Source organism: Croceivirga thetidis (genome assembly GCF_012272815.1).
GTDB lineage: Bacteria > Bacteroidota > Bacteroidia > Flavobacteriales > Flavobacteriaceae > Croceivirga > Croceivirga thetidis.
This window is the reverse complement of record NZ_JAAWWL010000003.1, coordinates 24072-41711: the sequence shown is the minus strand read 5'-3', so window position 1 is coordinate 41711 and position 17640 is coordinate 24072. Positions and strand designations below refer to the sequence as shown.

Genomic DNA, 17640 nt, shown 5'->3' with positions numbered 1-17640 from the left:
AGTTAGTAAAATAATAGGTTCGTAACCTAAATTTAACATTGCTGAAAAGCCACATCTTATTTGTGCAAACAGGTCGCATTCACCATTTTTGCAAAAATATTTTTACATGCCAAGGATATCTAAAAAAGGAGCGCAAATGCCACCTTCACCGATTCGAAAACTGGTTCCTTTTGCAGAAGCAGCTAAGAAACGTGGTATTAAGGTGCTCCATCTAAATATTGGGCAACCGGACATCAAAACCCCACCTCAGGCCTTGGATGCTATAAAAGATGCCCAAATCGAGGTACTGGCCTACAGTCAAACCGATGGCTCGGAAGAATACCGAACAAAAATAGCAGCATACTACGCCAAAAATGGGATTGCGGTTACTGCAAACGACCTTATCGTTACAACCGGTGGTTCAGAAGCACTATTGTTCGCTTTGGGTACCATTCTTGATCCAGAAGACGAAATTATTATCCCTGAACCTTTTTATGCCAACTATAATGGTTTTGCCACATCAAGCGGTGTCACCATAAAACCGATTACCTCAAAATTTGAAGATAATTTTGCCTTACCCCCAATTTCCGAATTTGAGGCCTTGATCAATGAGCATACGAAGGCAATATTGATTTGTAATCCAGGAAACCCAACTGGATATCTATATACCCACGAAGAAATTCTTCAACTGGCTGAATTGGTAAAAAAGCATGACCTTTTTCTGATTGCAGATGAAGTTTACCGTGAATTCGCCTATGATGGAAAACAACATCATTCCATTTTAAAAGAACCTGGTCTAGAAAATCACGCTATCGTGGTTGATTCAGTATCAAAAAGGTACAGCATGTGCGGCGCTAGAATTGGGTGCATGGTTTCAAAGAATCCTGAAGTTATTCAAACCGCACTGAAATTCGCACAAGCACGATTATCACCTCCTACCTTGGCACAAATAGCCAGTGAAGCTGCTTTGGAAACCCCTGATAGTTATTTTGAAGAAGTGGTTACCGAGTACGTTGCCAGAAGAAACTTCTTGGTAAGTGAACTAAGCAAAATAGAAGGCGTTAAAGTGGCCAAACCAAATGGTGCCTTTTATTGTATTGCAGAATTGCCGATTAAAAATGCTGACCATTTTGCCCAATGGCTGCTTGAAAATTTTGAGATTGATGGTGAAACGGTCATGGTGGCACCGGCTGCTGGATTTTACGCTTCAGAAGGTTTAGGTCAAAACCAAATTCGAATTGCCTATGTTCTCAACCAGGAGAAATTGAAAAACGCGGTGGCCATTCTGGCAAAAGCATTAAAAGAATATCCAAATTAATATTCAGGAAAATATATCACTAAAGGAATTCAATACCTTCGGTATTGATGTCAATGCCCGATTTTATTTAAAAATCGAGAGTGTTCTGCAACTTCAAAAAGCACTGCAGCTGGAATCTTTCACCGAAAAATTTATTCTTAGCGGTGGTAGTAATATTTTATTGACCAAAGACATAGAATCTTTGGTTCTGCATATTGCCATACCGGGTATTTTCATTGAAGAGGAAAACCAGGAGCATGTTATTGTACGTGCCATGGCGGGTGAGAACTGGCATGAGCTCGTTTTATGGACCTTAACTCGGAATTTTGGCGGTTTGGAAAACCTTTCATTGATTCCAGGTTGTGTGGGTACTTCGCCCATACAGAATATTGGAGCCTATGGGGTAGAACTTGTCGATGTATTCGTTTCTTGTGAGGCCATGGACCTCGAAACCCATGAACTGGTTGAATTCTCGAAAGAGGAATGCGAATTCGGTTACCGAGATTCCATCTTTAAAAATCAGGCCAAGGGCAAATATGTGATTACATCCGTTGCCTTCAAATTAACAAAGGATAAGCATCAATTGTTTACCCAATACGGTGCAATAGAAAATGAATTGCAAGAAATGGGAGTGGTGCAACCCACCATCCAAGAAGTTTCCAAGGCAGTGATTAAAATCCGTCAAAGCAAACTTCCAGACCCAAAAGAACTGGGTAACAGTGGTAGTTTCTTTAAAAATCCGGTATTGAACAAGAAACAGTTTGATGGTTTTAGAAAAAAATTTCCTGAAGCGCCCTTTTATGAATTAGAGGATTCAAATTATAAAGTGCCGGCAGGTTGGCTGGTTGAACAATCAGGCTTTAAAGGTAAACGCTTTGGAGACGCCGGAGTGCATGAAAAACAGGCCCTAGTTTTGGTAAATTATGGCAATGCAAGCGGTAACGAAGTTGTAGAATTATCAGAAAAAATAAAGGACACTGTACTCGAAAAGTTCGGCATTGCCCTAGAAACGGAAGTGAACATAATAAGATAACCCCGACTTCGAGTCCGAACGCCGGGGTTATACCAAACCAAACTAACCAAAATTTTTATATTGTCTACGCCGTTGAATTTCTTTGTAATAATGCTATTACTATCTTAGCGTTTCCTTATCTACGATGAAAAGCACTAACACGGATTTTTTTAAGTCTTATTTTTCTACACCCTTCAATTGATGAGTACAACACTTCTTGAAAAACATATCGTAGAATTACTGGCCGAACGCAATGAAAAAGCAATTTCATTGTTATATGACCATTATGCGGATACGTTATTGGGTGTAGCCTATAAAGTGGTCAAGGATGAGGATTTGGCACAGGACGTTTTACAGGAAAGTTTCGTCAAAATCTGGAAAAAATCGGATTCTTATGATGCTTCAAAGGCTAAACTTTTTACTTGGTTATTTCGGATTACCAGAAATACTGCAATTGATAAGTTGCGAAGTATTAGCACAAAAACCGATAAAGAAATCCAAATCGATGTTTCTGACGTATATAATTTAGGTGAAAAAGCCATCTCACCAGAGTTGATGGATATGAAGGAGAACCTTGATAAAATCGAGGACAAGTACAAGATTGTACTAGAAGCCTTGTTTTTTGAGGGTATGACGCAGCAAGAAGCTAGTGAAGAACTAGACATTCCCTTGGGAACCATAAAGTCTAGATTGAAAATTGGCCTTCGTGAAATGCGGAAAATTTATGGAGCAAGTATGGTGGTGGCGTTTATTATAAATGTATTGATATGAAAGAAAAAATACACTCTTTTTTAGAAACCGATATTCTAGAGCGATATCTTTTAGGTGACACTTCAACCGAAGAGTCATTGCGTGCTGAGCGATATATTGCGATGTATCCTGAGGTTCACAAAACTTATGTTGAACTTCAAGAAAATCTTGAGTTGTATGCTAAGATGCATGCCCTAAAGACACCCGAGAATCTAAAAGGTCAAATTCTTGCAAAAATCAGAGCCGAAAAGAGAGCTGGAAACAAATTTTTCCGATTGGCCATTGCAGCTAGTTTCATTGCATTTCTTTTTGCAGGGGCGACCTACTTTTTCTGGAATCAGAACCAAGACCTACAGGAAAAGAATTCAATGGTCAGCAACCAAATCAAAGATTTGCGTGCAGACATGCGCGTACAATTGGAAGACTTGCGTAACCAGTACATTGTATTGAATAACCCAAATACGCGTAGACTTCAAGTTAGAGGCAATCAAAGAGCCGAAGAACTGAAGGCCGTTGCGTATGTAAATCCGGTTAAAAAGCTTTCTTATATCAACGTAAGTAACTTACCACAACTGCCCGAAGAGCAGTGTTACCAAATGTGGGCAGAAGTTAATGGCGAATTGGTCAGTCTTGGCATTATCAATGAATTCGATAATGCTGAACAATTACTTGCGTTACCATATGCGGATAATGCCGTAAGTTATATCACCATTGAACCAAAAGGTGGTAAGATGACACCATCGGTAGACAAGATCGTTGCCAACATCAAGTATTAAGTTTTTCTTGATTCTTTTTTAATTCCCCCTTTTGTACCTTTGCATCAAAGAATTTTGGTGTGAAATTGATATTGCTTACAGTTGGAATTTTAGCCCTGGCATTTGCTGGAATCGCCATTAAGATTTGGTCAAAGAAGGACGGTAAGTTTGCAGGTACCTGTGCAAGTCAAAATCCTTTTCTGAACAAAGAAGGAGAAGCTTGTGGATTCTGTGGTAAGTTGCCAGACGAACAAGACTGCAAGAAGGATATCGTTGCCCAAACCTAACGTCTCCCCCACTTGAAAGTAAGTTCTGAAGACCTTCCCCATATAATTGAAAAAGCAAAAAGTGGCCAACAAATAGCTTTTAGCAAACTGTTGGAGTCTTTTTGGGATGATGTATATCGTTTTCAGCTTTCGCGAAGTAACAATGAAGTAGATGCGGAAGATATAACCATACAAACCTTTTCTAGGGCATTTGATAAAATCGGAAGCTATAATCCCTCTTACGATTTCAAAAACTGGTTACTTACAATTTCAAAGAATCTTCACGTAGACCTAATTCGTAAACAAAAAAAGGAGATAACGGAAGGTTTGAAGGGCAAGGGTTCCGATGCAGCGAAGAAGGTATTGGATGAAACGCCAACTGCCGAAGACAACCTAATCATTGAACAAAATTTAGCTTCATTATTGGCTGATATTAAAAAATTGAAGAAGGGTTATCAAGAAGTAATCAATCTAAGGTATTTCAATGAGATGAGCTATGATCAAATAGCGACCCAATTGGGAGAACCTTTAAACAATGTGAAGGTTAAATTATTGAGGGCCAAAAAGCTATTGGCCGAGATTATCAAAGCAAAGTAAATACCCATTGCTCGATAGGGCATTTTGTATATTTGTAACAAAGAATTGTTATGTCGGTAGAAGTTGTTGAAAAAGCAGAACCAATACGAAAAAAACCAAAATGGCTACGTGTAAAGTTGCCCACGGGCAAGAAGTATACACAACTGCGCGGATTGGTTGATAAATACGATTTACATACCATTTGTACCTCAGGAAGTTGCCCTAATATGGGTGAATGCTGGGGAGAGGGCACGGCAACTTTCATGATTCTTGGAAATATCTGCACGCGCTCATGTGGATTTTGTGGCGTTAAAACAGGGCGCCCTGAAAGCGTGGACTGGGAGGAGCCCGAAAAAGTGGCACGTTCTATAAAAATTATGGGGATAAAGCATGCGGTCCTTACTTCGGTCGATAGGGATGACCTTAAAGACATGGGTTCAATAATCTGGGCAGAAACCGTGAATGCGGTTCGTCGCATGAATCCCGAAACGACCTTAGAGACACTAATTCCAGACTTTCAAGGTATAGAAAGGCATCTCGACCGAATTCTAGAAGTGGCACCGGAAGTTATTTCGCATAACATGGAAACCGTTAAAAGATTGACGCGCGAGGTCCGAATTCAAGCGAAATACGAAAGAAGCCTTGGCGTTTTGAAATATCTAAAGGACAACGGCGCCAATAGAACCAAATCAGGAATTATGCTTGGTCTTGGTGAAGAAGAAGAAGAGGTTATCCAGACAATGAAAGATTTGAGGGAAGCAGGCGTCGATGTGGTCACTATAGGTCAGTACCTACAACCTTCAAAAAAACACCTTCCGGTCAAACAATTCATTCTTCCAGAACAATTCAAGAAGTATGAAGAATTAGGATTGGAAATGGGCTTTCGTCACGTAGAAAGTGGAGCGCTAGTTCGATCTTCGTATAAAGCGCACAAGCATATTGATTAGTCTTTACTAAGTTCTTAGATGGCAAGCTCAGAAGTCATTACTATTGGAATCAACGGCTTCGGACGAATTGGCCGAACATTGTTCCGCCTTTTGTCAAATTTTCCACAATTTAAAGTTGTGGCCATAAATGACCTTGCAGATGCACGAACCTTGAGCCATCTGCTGAAGTACGATAGTATTCATGGTGTTTTCAATCAGGAAATTACCTATGAAGAAAACAACATTATTTATAAGGGTAATAAAATTCCCGTAAGTAATAGTTCACATCCGAAACACATTAATTGGTCTGAAAATGATGTGGACATCGCTATTGAATCAACTGGCAAGTTCAAAGAATCAGAAGACTTACACCATCATTTAAACAATGGTGCAAAAAAGGTGATATTATCAGTACCCCCTATTTCAGATGACGTAAAAATGATTGTAATCGGGGTCAATGAAACTGATATTGACAAAAACGACCATATAATTTCAGCGGCATCATGCACCACGAATAATGCTGCCCCTATGGTCCAAACAATCAATGAACTCTGTGGTATCGAACAAGCCTACATTACTACTGTTCATTCCTACACTACCGACCAAAGTCTTCACGACGTACCCCATAGGGATTTAAGAAGGGCTCGAGCTGCAGGTCAATCGATTATACCGACCACCACCGGAGCGGCAAAAGCATTGACCAGAATATTTCCTGAACTATCAAATGTTATTGGGGGATGTGGAATTCGAGTTCCAGTACCGAACGGCTCTTTAACAGATATCACATTTAATGTGAAAAAAGAGACATCAATAGAAGAAATTAACTCAAAATTCAAGGAAGTCTCTGAAAATCAATTAAAAAACATACTTTTATACACAAGTGAACCCCTAGTATCCATTGACTTAAACAATAGTACGTATTCTTGCACGTTTGATTCTCAGATGACTTCGGTAATCGGAAAAATGGTAAAGGTCATTGGTTGGTATGATAATGAAACAGGATATTGCTCTAGAATCATTGACCTGCTGTCATTATTGACCATCAAAAAGTATGTATAGGATTGCCAAACATAACAACCCCCCACTACGAAACAAGCTAATTGTTTTCGCAATCCTCCTTTTTGCCTTCAACCTTGGTTTAGGTCAAGATTCAACCGGACAAAGTCAAACGATAAACTCTTACCAGAGAAAGGCTTTGCGCTTTATGCATATGGATGATTTAGGTGCAGCTCTTGAGGCCTTGAACAAAGCAGCTGAACTAGCCGAGAAGGGGGAAAATATCAAACCTGCAATTGACAACTTCAACAAATTTGGTTTTATAAACTTGGAACTCGGGAAAAGGGAAAATGCAATTTTCTATATTGACCGTGTTGCCCGTTTACTTAAAAGTGTTCAGTACCCTTACGGCGAAGCAGTTCACAAATATTTAATGGCACGCCTTAAACTGGAAGAAAACTACCCGTTACAGGCCATGGAGCTTATCGATGAGGCCACTAAATTGTCAAATGATAAAAACCTAACCAACAACTTGCAAATGTCTTTGGCCGACATCTTTCTATTTCTTGATAGGTTTGATGATGCTGAGAAAATTTACAACTCATTATTGGTCAACTCTGACGATTTGGAGCGATTTTATCTGGAGGCGAAAGCAAATCTTGGTTTGGCCAATCTGAATTTTGAAATATCCAACCTTGAAAAAAGTGTTGAATATGGCGAAAGAGCATTACAGATAGCAAATCAGAACAACTATCATAAATTGGCTTTCCAAGCCAACGAATTCTTGACCACAGGTTACGAAAGTTTAGGGCAATACGATAGGTCATTGTTACACCTTAAAAACCTGGTCAAGGTTAAGGACTCTTCTTTTACTATTGAAAAGGTAAAGGAACAGACCAAAACAACAGATCGAATTACCATTGAACAACTTAAAAATCTAACTTCGGTTCAAGAGGAAAAAATTGAGAAACTCAGTCAATCGGAGAACAGGGCAGAAATTACAGCGATATTGACTTCGGCCTTTTTGACGATAATATCACTACTCGCAGTTTCATTGTATAGAAACAACCAAATAAAAATTCGTACCAATGACCTATTACAAACTAAAAATAGTGAGTTGGAAAAAGCACGTGATGATGCGATTTCAGCGATGAAGGCCAAGTCTAATTTTCTATCAACCGTTACTCACGAATTACGAACACCACTTTATGCTGTTACCGGACTCACGCATATCTTGCTTGAAGAAAATCCGGCGGCACATCAAAAAGAACATTTGAAATCTTTAAAGTTTTCAGGGGATTACCTCTTAAACTTTATAAACGATATCCTTCAAATCAATAAAATTGACGCGGATAAGGTTGAACCGTTGAAAGTTGAATTCAAATTGAAAAACGTCTTGACCGATGTTATTGATTCACTGCAACAAAACGCAGTTGAACAAGAAACCAAATTGATTTTAAATTATGACAATACCATTCCAATGAATATGTTGGGAGACCCTCTAAAACTCTCCCAAATATTTATAAACCTGGTTGGTAATGCTTTAAAGTTCACCAAAAATGGTAATGTCGATGTCATGGCCAAATTAATACGTCATGAAGGTGAACAAGTCAAGATTCATTTCGAAGTCAAAGACGACGGTATAGGAATATCTGAAGAACAACAGAAAAAGATTTTCGACAGTTTTGAACAAGGCTCCATTCAAATCAACAGAGAATATGGTGGCACTGGACTGGGGCTGACGATTGTAAAGAGTTTATTGGGCTTATTTGATAGTAAAATTCAACTGGAAAGTCAACCTGGTTTTGGTAGTCGATTCTTTTTTGAAATCGAATTCAAGTCTGAAGAGCCGAAAGTTGTGGAGGTTACACCAAACGTAATCGATCCGGAAAAAGTGGACTTTTCAGGTATGCACCTACTTATTGTAGAAGACAATAAAATCAATCAGGTCATTACCAAGAAGATGCTGGTCAAAAAAGAAATGACCTGCGATATTGCAAATAACGGATTTGAAGCTGTAGATAAAGCAAAAGAAACCTCGTATGACTGCATATTAATGGACATTCATATGCCAGGTATGGGCGGAACCGAGGCCACAATGGAAATTCGCAAATTCAATAAAGAAGTTCCCATAATTGCCTTAACCGCGATTTCAATGGAAGACAGCGTAGAAGAATTCATAAACGCTGGTTGCAATGATGTTGTGACGAAACCTTTCAAACCAGAAGTATTCTACGAGAAAATTGCTGAAAACATTATTAAAGTCAAGACTGCCAGTCAGGCTTAGTCAAATCTTCGATTTTCTTAAGCAGTTCTTCTTCTCCCCCATTCAAAAAATGGTGTGCAATTGGTAAGTAATAAAGATTGTTCAACTTATTGCCTAATCGAGCAAAGTCTTTTTCAGTAGTTAGAACAACCTCAAATTGAGAAAAGTGTTCGATGTCCTTCGCTGAAAAGAAATAATGATCCTTGAACTTTAAGTGCTCAAACTGTAGTTCTTTCGATTTCAATTGGGCCACCAATGGTTCAGGTTTGGCGATTCCGGTAACCAAAGCCAATTTTTTATTGGCCAATTCTTCGAAAGTTAAAGTTTGCTCGTCGTTGATAAAGTTTTCAGCATAACGCAAAGAAGCAAACAGGACATTTTGATGTTCCAACGGTTTTATCTTATTTGAAAAAGCTTTACAATCTTTTTTTGACAAACTTGAAGGACATTTTGTTACAATAATTAAATCAGCTCGCTTTGATTGATTTTTAGCATCTCGAAGACTTCCGGTTGGTAAATAGAAATCGTTCGTATATGGTTTATCGAAAGTCGTTAACAAAATGGAAAGTGTTGGCTTTACCTTTCTATGTTGAAAAGCATCATCCAACAGAATTAAATCGAAGTCTCCTAATTCTTCCAGTTTTTGAATTCCGTTGACCCTATCTGCATCCACTGCAAGAGTAACATCAGGGTGCTTTCGATAGAGCTGAAAGGGTTCGTCTCCTAAAACTTCAACAGTTGATTTTTCGGTTGCAAGCTGAAATCCTTTAGATTTTCGCCGGTAACCTCGACTGAGCACAGCTATTTTCTTTTTTTGCTTCAAGTTGCTTACGAGAAAATCAATCATGGGGGTTTTACCCGTTCCACCCAAACTCAAATTCCCTACACAAATCGTGGGTGTATTAGAGATAGTGGACTTAAAAAAACCAACATCAAAAAGAAAATTCCTGAGGTATACCACCAGAGCATAAATCAGGGCAATCGGAGCGGCAATAATTCTAAGCCATCGCATTCGACGAAATTATGATATTTTAGCCTTACGTTTTTCCGAGAGAATGAAGATTAAATCAGTTTGTACACTTCTTAATGAACTTGCCCCATTGCATTATGCTGAAGATTTTGACAATGTGGGTCTTTTGGTTGGTAATTCAAATGATGAGCTTAAGGGAATATTGGTTACGTTGGACACTTTGGAAGATGTAGTCGAAGAGGCCATTTCCAAAGGATGCAACTTAATCGTTAGTTTTCATCCCATCATATTTAAGGGTTTAAAGAAACTTACCGGAAGTAATTATGTTGAAAGGGTTGTACAAAAAGCCATAAAAAATGACATTGCTATTTACAGCATTCATACCGCCTTGGACAATAGTCATTTAGGAGTGAGTGCTAAAATTTGTCAAGTACTTGGGCTCAAAAATCAAAAAGTTTTGATTCCTAAAAAGGGGACAATCAAAAAATTGGTAACCTATGTGCCGGTAGAAGCGGCAAAAGAACTCAAAAATCAACTCTTCAAATCAGGTGCAGGTGCCATAGGCAATTATGACAACTGTAGTTTTGGTGCAGTGGGGACAGGTAGCTTTAAAGGGAATGAAGAATCAAATCCGACTTTAGGGGTAAAAGGTCAAATTCATTTTGAACAAGAAGAACAGCTTCATATAACCTTTGAAGCATCAAAAGAAAAGAAAGTCTTGAGTGCACTTTTTGAACATCACCCCTACGAAGAAGTAGCTTATGAGCTAACAACTTTAGAAAATACAAATCAAAAAATTGGTATGGGAATGTTTGGTGTATTGGGATCCGAGCTTTCCGAGAAAGAATTTTTAAATCTTGTCAAAGATAAATTTGGGATTCAATCAATAAGACACTCTAAATTATTGGGCAAACCCATTAAAAAGGTGGCGGTTCTTGGTGGTAGCGGGGCATTTGCGATTGGGGCAGCCAAAGCAATAGGGGCCGATATATTTCTCACTGCCGATTTAAAATACCACAACTTTTTTGAGGCAGAAAATCGACTGGTTTTGGCAGATATTGGACACTTTGAAAGTGAACAGTTTACAAAAAACCTTTTGGTCGATTTCCTTACCGAAAAAATTCCTAATTTTGCAGTCGCTTTATCGGAAAGCATTACGAATCCTGTGAATTATTTTTAAAGTATGGCTAAAAAAACCGAAACGACCGTTGAAGACAAGTTAAGGGCATTGTATGATTTGCAATTGATTGATTCAAGGGTTGACGAAATACGAAATGTTAGGGGTGAACTTCCATTGGAAGTTGAAGATTTAGACGATGAAGTGTCAGGATTGAAAACCCGAATTGACAAGCTAAAAACCGATATCGAAACGGTTAACTACGAAATCACTGCGAAAAAGAATATGATTGAAGAATCAAAAGCTTTAATCAAAAAATATTCAGAGCAGCAAAAGAACGTAAGGAATAGCCGTGAGTTCAACTCATTGAGCAAAGAAGTTGAGTTTCAAGAGCTTGAAATTCAACTAGCAGAAAAGCACATAAAAGAATTCAAGGCACAAATAGATCAGAAGAAAGAGGTTATCTCTGAGACCAAAGAGCGTTTAACCGAGCGTGAAAGCCACCTTAAACACAAAAAAGGGGAGCTCGATGCTATTTTGGCCGAAACCGAAAAAGAAGAAAAAGCACTTCTTAAAAAGTCTGAGGAATTTGAAGACAAAATTGAAGAGCGCTTAGTTAATGCGTACAAAAGAATCAGAAGTAGTGTTAAAAACGGATTGGCAGTAGTACCTATTGAAAGAGGTGCTTCTGGTGGTTCTTTCTTTACGATTCCGCCACAGGTTCAAGTTGAAATTGCTACGAGGAAGAAAATTATCACTGACGAACATAGTGGTCGTATCTTGGTTGACCCGGTTTTGGCCGAGGAAGAGTTAGAAAAGATGACAAAAATGTTTGCAAAACTTTAAAAACAAGCCACCGTAACGGTGGCTTTTTTATTTATGGCTAAAATCGGATTGGTAGCAATTGCTTTTCTTTTATTTTCTCATATGGCATTCTCCCAGAGTTTAGCTGATTACCAATGGAAGAACCGCATACTAGTATTGGTTGCGAAGACAGAAAACTCAAGTCTACTAGCACAGAGAAAATCGTTCAGTACGCTTAAAAAAGAACTCGTAGAACGTGATTTAGTGCTCCTGGAATTATCATCAGACAAGAAAGAACTCAAGGAGCGATTTGATATTTCTGAAAGATTCGAAGGGGTTCTTTTAATTGGAAAAGATGGCGGCCTTAAATTGAAGAAACAATTCTTTGTTGACCCAAAAGATGTATTCGCCCTGATTGATTCAATGCCTATGCGAAGGGCTGAAATGAGGAAAAACTAGCTTACCTATCCATTAACTTCAAGATTTTTTCTTCGACCATCTTGGAATCCCATTTTTCTTTAATATCGGCAATTTGCATCACCTCTTGCATAATTTTTTCTTGCTTATCCCCAATTTTAAGCGCTTCTGAATAAGGTCGGTCTGAAAAAGTTACACGACTGTAAACAGGAATCCATTTATCAGGATACTTGGCAGCAAAACGCTTTTCTATTTGTTTTTGCAACAAAAACATCGGGTCCGCTGTTTTACTGCTCATTTCTATAAAATTGCGATAACTCAATTCTGCAATGGCATCTGCATTTGGCTTTCTCGACTTTTGATAAGTGGAAAATATGGAATCCCAGTCATCGCCGAGTTCATTCATCAAATCATCCAAAACGCTAATATCTTCGAAACCTGCATTCATTCCCTGTCCATAAAACGGTACGACTGCATGGGCTGAATCACCTACCAAGGCGACTTTGTTCCAATATGTCCAAGGATAACATTTCATGGTAACCATGGCACTGGTTGGGTTTTTGAAAAAGTCTTCTATTAAATTCTCAATCTGGTTACGCACATTCGGAAAGTACGTTTCGAAAAATGATTTGGCTTCTTTTTTGGTGGATAATTGTTCAAATGAAATTTCTCCCTCAAAAGGCAAAAACAAGGTACAGGTAAAACTTCCATCTAAATTGGGAAGCGCGATAAGCATAAATCTGCCCCTTGGCCAAATATGAAAAGAATTCTTATCTAAAAGATGATTCCCATTCTTATCTGGTGGTATGGTCAACTCCTTGTACCCTACGTCTATAAAATCTTGTGAATAATCAAATCTACTTCTTCGTTGCATTTTATGACGAACTCTAGAAAAAGCCCCATCACAACCAAAAATTAAATCGAATTGATATTCTTCCCAAACTCCTTTTTCGCTATCACCGGTATATAACTTGGCCTCAGGTAAATTTACATCCCAAACTTTTTCATTGAATTGAAAACGCACACCTTCACTCTCGGCTAAATCAATCATTTTACGATTAAGAATACCCCGACCGATACTCCAGATGGCCTCTCCTTCCTTGCCATATTTCTGAAAATATACAGGCTTTTCATTGACGTGCATTGCCCTTTGGTACATCGGAATGGCGATTTGCTTTATTTCATCCTCCAGACCGAGTTTGCCCAAAGTTCGCCAGCCTCGATTGCTCATGGCCAAATTAATGCTGCGTCCAGAGAATTCAATCGTACGAATATCAGGTCTACGATCAAAAACTGTTACGGTATGACCATGTCGCTTTAGAAAAATTCCAAGTAATGACCCTACTAGTCCTGAACCTACAATGGCAATATTCTTTGGAGATTGACCCATAATTTGAGAAAGCCTTTAAATATCGAAAATAGACAATTTTGAGAATTGTTTAACGACATTCAACTCCATCAAATTTAATTTTTGTTTATTCTTTTGTTAGTTTTGTTAAACAATATGCACAAGAAAGTTCATCTTCCACAAAAAACGTGTTTGGTTTGTAATCGTGCCTTCTCTTGGCGCAAAAAATGGGAGCGTGATTGGGAAAATGTCAAATACTGCAGTGAAAAATGCAGAAGAAGCTCAAAAAAATGAATACGAGTCTAGTTTGGTTTACCAACAACCTTCGCGTAAACGATAATCAATCACTAACTAAAGCATGCGCTTTTGATAAGGTTATTGCGGTATATTGCTTTGATCCACGCCAATTTGATATTGGAGATTATGGTTTCGTAAAAACCGGCAAATACCGCACTAAATTTTTATTGGAGTCCATTCGTGATGTACAAAAGTCACTTACCGAACTTAACATTGCCCTATTAATCTATTTAGAAAGACCTGAAAAGGTTTTGCCAAAAATTGTTCAAGAATATGATATTAAGTCCATTTTCCATCAAAATGAATGGACTAGAGATGAAAATGAAGTTATCGATGGGGTTCGGCAAAATCTTGAAAGTAATGTACAGATGATAGGTTCGTATGAACAATTTTTATTTCATCCTTCAACCATTCCTTTTGATTCAATCCAACAGTTGCCTAATGTGTTTACAAATTTTCGGAAGAAATGTGAGAAATATTCCAAAGTTGAGCCACCCTTGCCCATCCCTGATAAAAAAGAGATTTCCAATTTAATTGCGAAAGAAGTTGAACTTCCGACCTTAGAACAATTGGGACATCAAGATTTCGAGCTTGATTCAAGAACGGCCTTTCCATTTAAAGGTGGTGAAGATGCCGCCCTTGAACGAATACAGCATTATTTCTGGGAGACCGAAAAATTATCATTTTACAAAAAAACACGAAATGGCCTCATAGGAATCGACTATAGTTCAAAACTATCGCCTTGGCTTGCAAATGGTAGTATATCATCTCGAACCATTTATAATCAAGTCAAAAAATACGAAAGACAAATAAAGAAAAATCAAGATACCTATTGGCTCATTTTTGAGCTTATTTGGCGTGACTATTTCAAGTATGTAAGCCTCAAATACAAAGACAGAATTTTCTATTTAGGAGGAATTCTGAACAAATCATACGAGTGGGCCAATAATTCAAAAGTACTGGACTCATGGATTAATGGAACTACTCAAGAACCCTTTGTAAACGCCAATATGCTAGAGCTGAAAGAAACAGGTTGGATGAGCAATCGAGGCCGACAGAATGTAGCCAGTTATTGGGCCAAAGAACTCAAGCAAGATTGGAGAATTGGAGCAGCTTATTTTGAAAGCCTACTTCTTGACTACGATGTTCACAGCAACTGGGGTAACTGGATGTACAATAGCGGTGTGGGTAATGACCCTCGTGACCGTAAATTCAATATAAAGCGCCAAGCTGAGATGTACGACAAGGCTGGAAAATTTCAGCGCATTTGGCTTCAAGAAACCTTATTTAGATGAAAACATTACGACTTATTCTTGGTGATCAGCTGAATAGCAATCATTCTTGGTTTCAAACTGTTGATGATGAGGTTATTTATGTAATGGCCGAAATGCGGCAAGAAACCGATTATGTAAAACACCATATTCAAAAAGTGGTCGGTTTCTTTCTTGCTATGAGACAATTTTCAAATCAACTATCTTCAGCAGGACATAAGGTGCGTTATTTTAGAATTAACGACAAAGACAATCCCCATAAATTACCTGATCTTATTGATGACCTCATCGATGAATATGATGCCCAGCATTTCGAATATCAGCTACCTGATGAATGGCGTTTGGATAAGCAGTTAAATGAAATATGCGATTCACTTTCAATTACATCACAAGCTGTTGATTCTGAACACTTTTACACATCTAGATATGATTTGAAAAATTTCTTCGCCGGTAAAAAGCAATTGATTATGGAAAGCTTTTACCGCATGATGCGAAAAAAACACGACATCATGATGGTCAATGGGCAACCTGATGGCGGCAAATGGAATTTTGACCATAGTAATAGAAAGAAATGGTCGGGTGAACCTGAAATTCCCAAAGAGCTAAATTTTCAAAAAGACGTTTCTGAAATTTTAGATGAAATTGAGGACAGTGGAATAAAAACATTTGGAAACCTTAATTCAAAATCATTCAATTGGCCTGTTTCTAAAAAAGAATGTACCAAATTATTGAACTACTTCTGCGAGCATTTATTGGTGCATTTTGGTGATTACCAAGACGCTTTCCATACCCAAGAGAAGTTTCTTTTTCATTCCCGTCTGTCTTTTGCGATGAATTCAAAAATGCTTTCACCAAAAGAAGTGATTGATTATGTATTGGACCATTATTATTCGAATACAGCAAACATTGACATTTCTCAAGTTGAAGGTTTTGTGCGTCAGATATTAGGCTGGAGAGAATACATGCGAGGTATTTACTGGAAAGAGATGCCAGAATATGCCCAAATGAACAAATTGGAGAATTACAATCCACTTCCTGAATTTTTCTGGACAGGTAAAACCAAAATGAACTGTTTAAAACATGCTATTGGTCAAAGTCTTGATGAAGCGTATGCGCACCACATTCAACGCCTAATGATCATTGGTAATTTTGCCCTTCTTGCACAAATACACCCAGATGAAGTCGATGCCTGGTATTTGGGTGTTTATATCGACGCACTACAATGGGTTGAGATTACCAATACGCGCGGTATGAGCCAATTTGCTGATGGTGGTATCGTTGCGACCAAGCCCTATGTCAGTAGTGCAAATTACATTAACAAAATGGGCAATTATTGTAAGGAATGTGTGTATAGTACTACTAAGAAAACAGGTGATGAAAGTTGTCCTTTCAATTCGTTGTATTGGAACTTTTTAGATGATAAAAAAGAACATTTTCAAAAGAATCAGCGAATGGGCATGATGCTCAATTTGCTCGCAAAAAAAGAACCAAAAGAATTAAAAGAGTTAAAAGAACGTGCCAATGAGATAATCGAAAATCCAGATAGGTTCTGAAACTTTTAACATCTTCAATCGTCTTACTCACGTATATAAGTAAGAAACTATTCCGCGAGAGCGTCTATATATAGAAAGCCCTTCACAGCAAACTGTGAAGGGCTTTTCATTTTGGTGTTTTCTTTATGCCAATATGCCGTCTACAATCCCATATTCGAGTGATTCTTTAGCATCCATCCAGTAATCACGATCAAAATCTTTCATTACTTTTTCAAAATCCTGACCACAATTTTCCGCCAAAATCCTTGCTCCGATTTCTTTGGTTTTGATTATCTCCCTAGCTTGAATTTCTATATTTGAGGCTTGACCCTGTGCACCGCCACTTGGTTGGTGTATCATTACCCTGGCATGGGGCTGAATAAAGCGTCGTCCCTTCTCCCCTACCGATAATAAGATAGAGCCCATTGAAGCGGCCAATCCTGAACAAATGGTTGAAACCGGACTTTTTATCTGTTTTATGGTGTCGTACATTGCAAAACCAGAGGTTACGTAACCACCTGGGCTATTGATAATCAATTGAATTTCGTCATTACTTTGTAGGTCAAGATAAAGTAAACGGTCTACCACATGCTTGGCAGATTCGTCATTGACCATACCCCATAAAAAAACCTTTCTTTCTTCTAAAAGTTTTTCTTGAATAAGGTCTTGTATTTTCCCTTTTTTAGAGCTCATTTACTATTTTTTAGAAGCTCAAAAATAACCAATTTCGACAATAGTAGATATCACTAAAGGCAGTCAAAAGCAAGAGGGTAATCTTATTGGGAAAAATTAACATACTTCTTGAAATTCCCTAAATGACCTACAAATAAGCCTGTTACACAACAATTTACTGCACAGGACTAAAAATTTAACTTTTTTTGTCTAACGTTAATTGTAAGAGGTCTTTGCACCATTTTCAACTAGCGTTAACCAAACAAATAAGTGGGTATTGAAAAATACCTTTGTATGACCCAAATCATACGTCAACAAAATCCAACATAGTAGAACTTAACCTAATGCTGAACCAATTTACATCCCTAATTTTTGCACGGGCAAAAGCT

Annotated in this window: 18 protein-coding genes; 15 read left to right on the top strand and 3 right to left on the bottom strand. The window is 38.1% G+C overall.

The window, feature by feature from the left end:
- The first annotated feature begins 106 nt into the window (after positions 1-106).
- From HCU67_RS15425 to HCU67_RS15385, 9 genes are all read left to right on the top strand, one after another.
- Positions 107-1297, top strand: coding sequence for a pyridoxal phosphate-dependent aminotransferase (locus HCU67_RS15425; RefSeq protein WP_168553568.1), 1191 nt, complete (start codon positions 107-109; stop codon positions 1295-1297).
- On the top strand, positions 1293-2309 hold the full coding sequence (gene murB, locus HCU67_RS15420) for a UDP-N-acetylmuramate dehydrogenase (RefSeq protein WP_168553740.1): 1017 nt from the start codon (positions 1293-1295) through the stop codon (positions 2307-2309). The genes HCU67_RS15425 and murB overlap by 5 nt, the downstream gene beginning before the upstream one ends.
- Positions 2310-2489: 180 nt before the next feature.
- Positions 2490-3059: an RNA polymerase sigma factor gene (locus HCU67_RS15415; protein WP_168553567.1), complete on the top strand. Its 570-nt coding sequence runs from the start codon at positions 2490-2492 to the stop codon at positions 3057-3059.
- Positions 3056-3814: an anti-sigma factor gene (locus tag HCU67_RS15410; RefSeq protein WP_168553566.1), complete on the top strand. Its 759-nt coding sequence runs from the start codon at positions 3056-3058 to the stop codon at positions 3812-3814. The genes HCU67_RS15415 and HCU67_RS15410 overlap by 4 nt, the downstream gene beginning before the upstream one ends.
- A gap of 59 nt (positions 3815-3873) precedes the next feature.
- Complete coding sequence (locus tag HCU67_RS15405) at positions 3874-4080, top strand: membrane or secreted protein (protein WP_168553565.1); 207 nt, start codon at positions 3874-3876, stop codon at positions 4078-4080.
- A 12-nt stretch (positions 4081-4092) separates the two neighbouring features.
- On the top strand, positions 4093-4656 hold the full coding sequence (locus HCU67_RS15400; protein WP_168553564.1) for an RNA polymerase sigma factor: 564 nt from the start codon (positions 4093-4095) through the stop codon (positions 4654-4656).
- A gap of 50 nt (positions 4657-4706) precedes the next feature.
- Positions 4707-5582: a lipoyl synthase gene (gene lipA, locus HCU67_RS15395; protein WP_168553563.1), complete on the top strand. Its 876-nt coding sequence runs from the start codon at positions 4707-4709 to the stop codon at positions 5580-5582.
- 18 nt (positions 5583-5600) lie between these two features.
- Entirely contained in the window at positions 5601-6620 is a 1020-nt protein-coding gene (gene gap, locus HCU67_RS15390; RefSeq protein WP_168553562.1) for a type I glyceraldehyde-3-phosphate dehydrogenase, read from the top strand.
- Entirely contained in the window at positions 6613-8844 is a 2232-nt protein-coding gene (locus tag HCU67_RS15385) for a hybrid sensor histidine kinase/response regulator (RefSeq protein WP_246865818.1), read from the top strand. Before gap ends, HCU67_RS15385 begins: the two co-directional genes overlap by 8 nt.
- Here HCU67_RS15385 and lpxK read toward each other — a convergent pair.
- A complete protein-coding gene (gene lpxK, locus HCU67_RS15380) occupies positions 8822-9835 on the bottom strand; it encodes a tetraacyldisaccharide 4'-kinase (RefSeq protein WP_168553561.1) in 1014 nt (337 codons plus the stop codon). The two genes, HCU67_RS15385 and lpxK, sit on opposite strands and share 23 nt — an antisense overlap.
- A 43-nt stretch (positions 9836-9878) precedes the next feature.
- Between lpxK and HCU67_RS15375 the strand changes: the two genes are divergently transcribed.
- From HCU67_RS15375 to HCU67_RS15365, 3 genes are read left to right on the top strand one after another with little or no spacing between them, the layout of a single operon-like run.
- Complete coding sequence (locus HCU67_RS15375) at positions 9879-10973, top strand: Nif3-like dinuclear metal center hexameric protein (RefSeq protein WP_168553560.1); 1095 nt, start codon at positions 9879-9881, stop codon at positions 10971-10973.
- 3 nt (positions 10974-10976) lie between these two features.
- Complete coding sequence (locus tag HCU67_RS15370) at positions 10977-11756, top strand: zinc ribbon domain-containing protein (RefSeq protein ID WP_168553559.1); 780 nt, start codon at positions 10977-10979, stop codon at positions 11754-11756.
- A gap of 33 nt (positions 11757-11789) precedes the next feature.
- Positions 11790-12173 carry a DUF4174 domain-containing protein gene (locus tag HCU67_RS15365; protein WP_210423751.1) on the top strand — a complete coding sequence of 128 codons (384 nt, stop codon included), beginning with the start codon at positions 11790-11792 and terminating at the stop codon, positions 12171-12173.
- Between the two features lies 1 nt (position 12174).
- On the opposite strand, the gene HCU67_RS15360 is transcribed toward HCU67_RS15365, so the two are convergent.
- Positions 12175-13521, bottom strand: coding sequence for an FAD-dependent oxidoreductase (locus tag HCU67_RS15360; RefSeq protein WP_168553557.1), 1347 nt, complete (start codon positions 13519-13521; stop codon positions 12175-12177).
- Positions 13522-13635: 114 nt separating this feature from the next.
- On the opposite strand from HCU67_RS15360, the gene HCU67_RS15355 reads away from it, so the two are divergent.
- Genes HCU67_RS15355 through HCU67_RS15345 form a run of 3 tightly spaced genes read left to right on the top strand, consistent with a single transcriptional unit; the run spans position 13636 to position 16600 of the window.
- Positions 13636-13773, top strand: a complete 138-nt coding sequence (locus HCU67_RS15355) for a DUF2256 domain-containing protein (RefSeq protein ID WP_168553556.1) — start codon at positions 13636-13638, stop codon at positions 13771-13773.
- Entirely contained in the window at positions 13749-15071 is a 1323-nt protein-coding gene (locus tag HCU67_RS15350; protein WP_246865817.1) for a DASH family cryptochrome, read from the top strand. The genes HCU67_RS15355 and HCU67_RS15350 overlap by 25 nt, the downstream gene beginning before the upstream one ends.
- Complete coding sequence (locus HCU67_RS15345) at positions 15068-16600, top strand: cryptochrome/photolyase family protein (RefSeq protein WP_168553554.1); 1533 nt, start codon at positions 15068-15070, stop codon at positions 16598-16600. Before HCU67_RS15350 ends, HCU67_RS15345 begins: the two co-directional genes overlap by 4 nt.
- 123 nt (positions 16601-16723) lie before the next feature.
- Here HCU67_RS15345 and HCU67_RS15340 read toward each other — a convergent pair whose 3' ends face one another.
- Entirely contained in the window at positions 16724-17272 is a 549-nt protein-coding gene (locus tag HCU67_RS15340; RefSeq protein WP_168553553.1) for a ClpP family protease, read from the bottom strand.
- Positions 17273-17640: the final 368 nt, after the last annotated feature.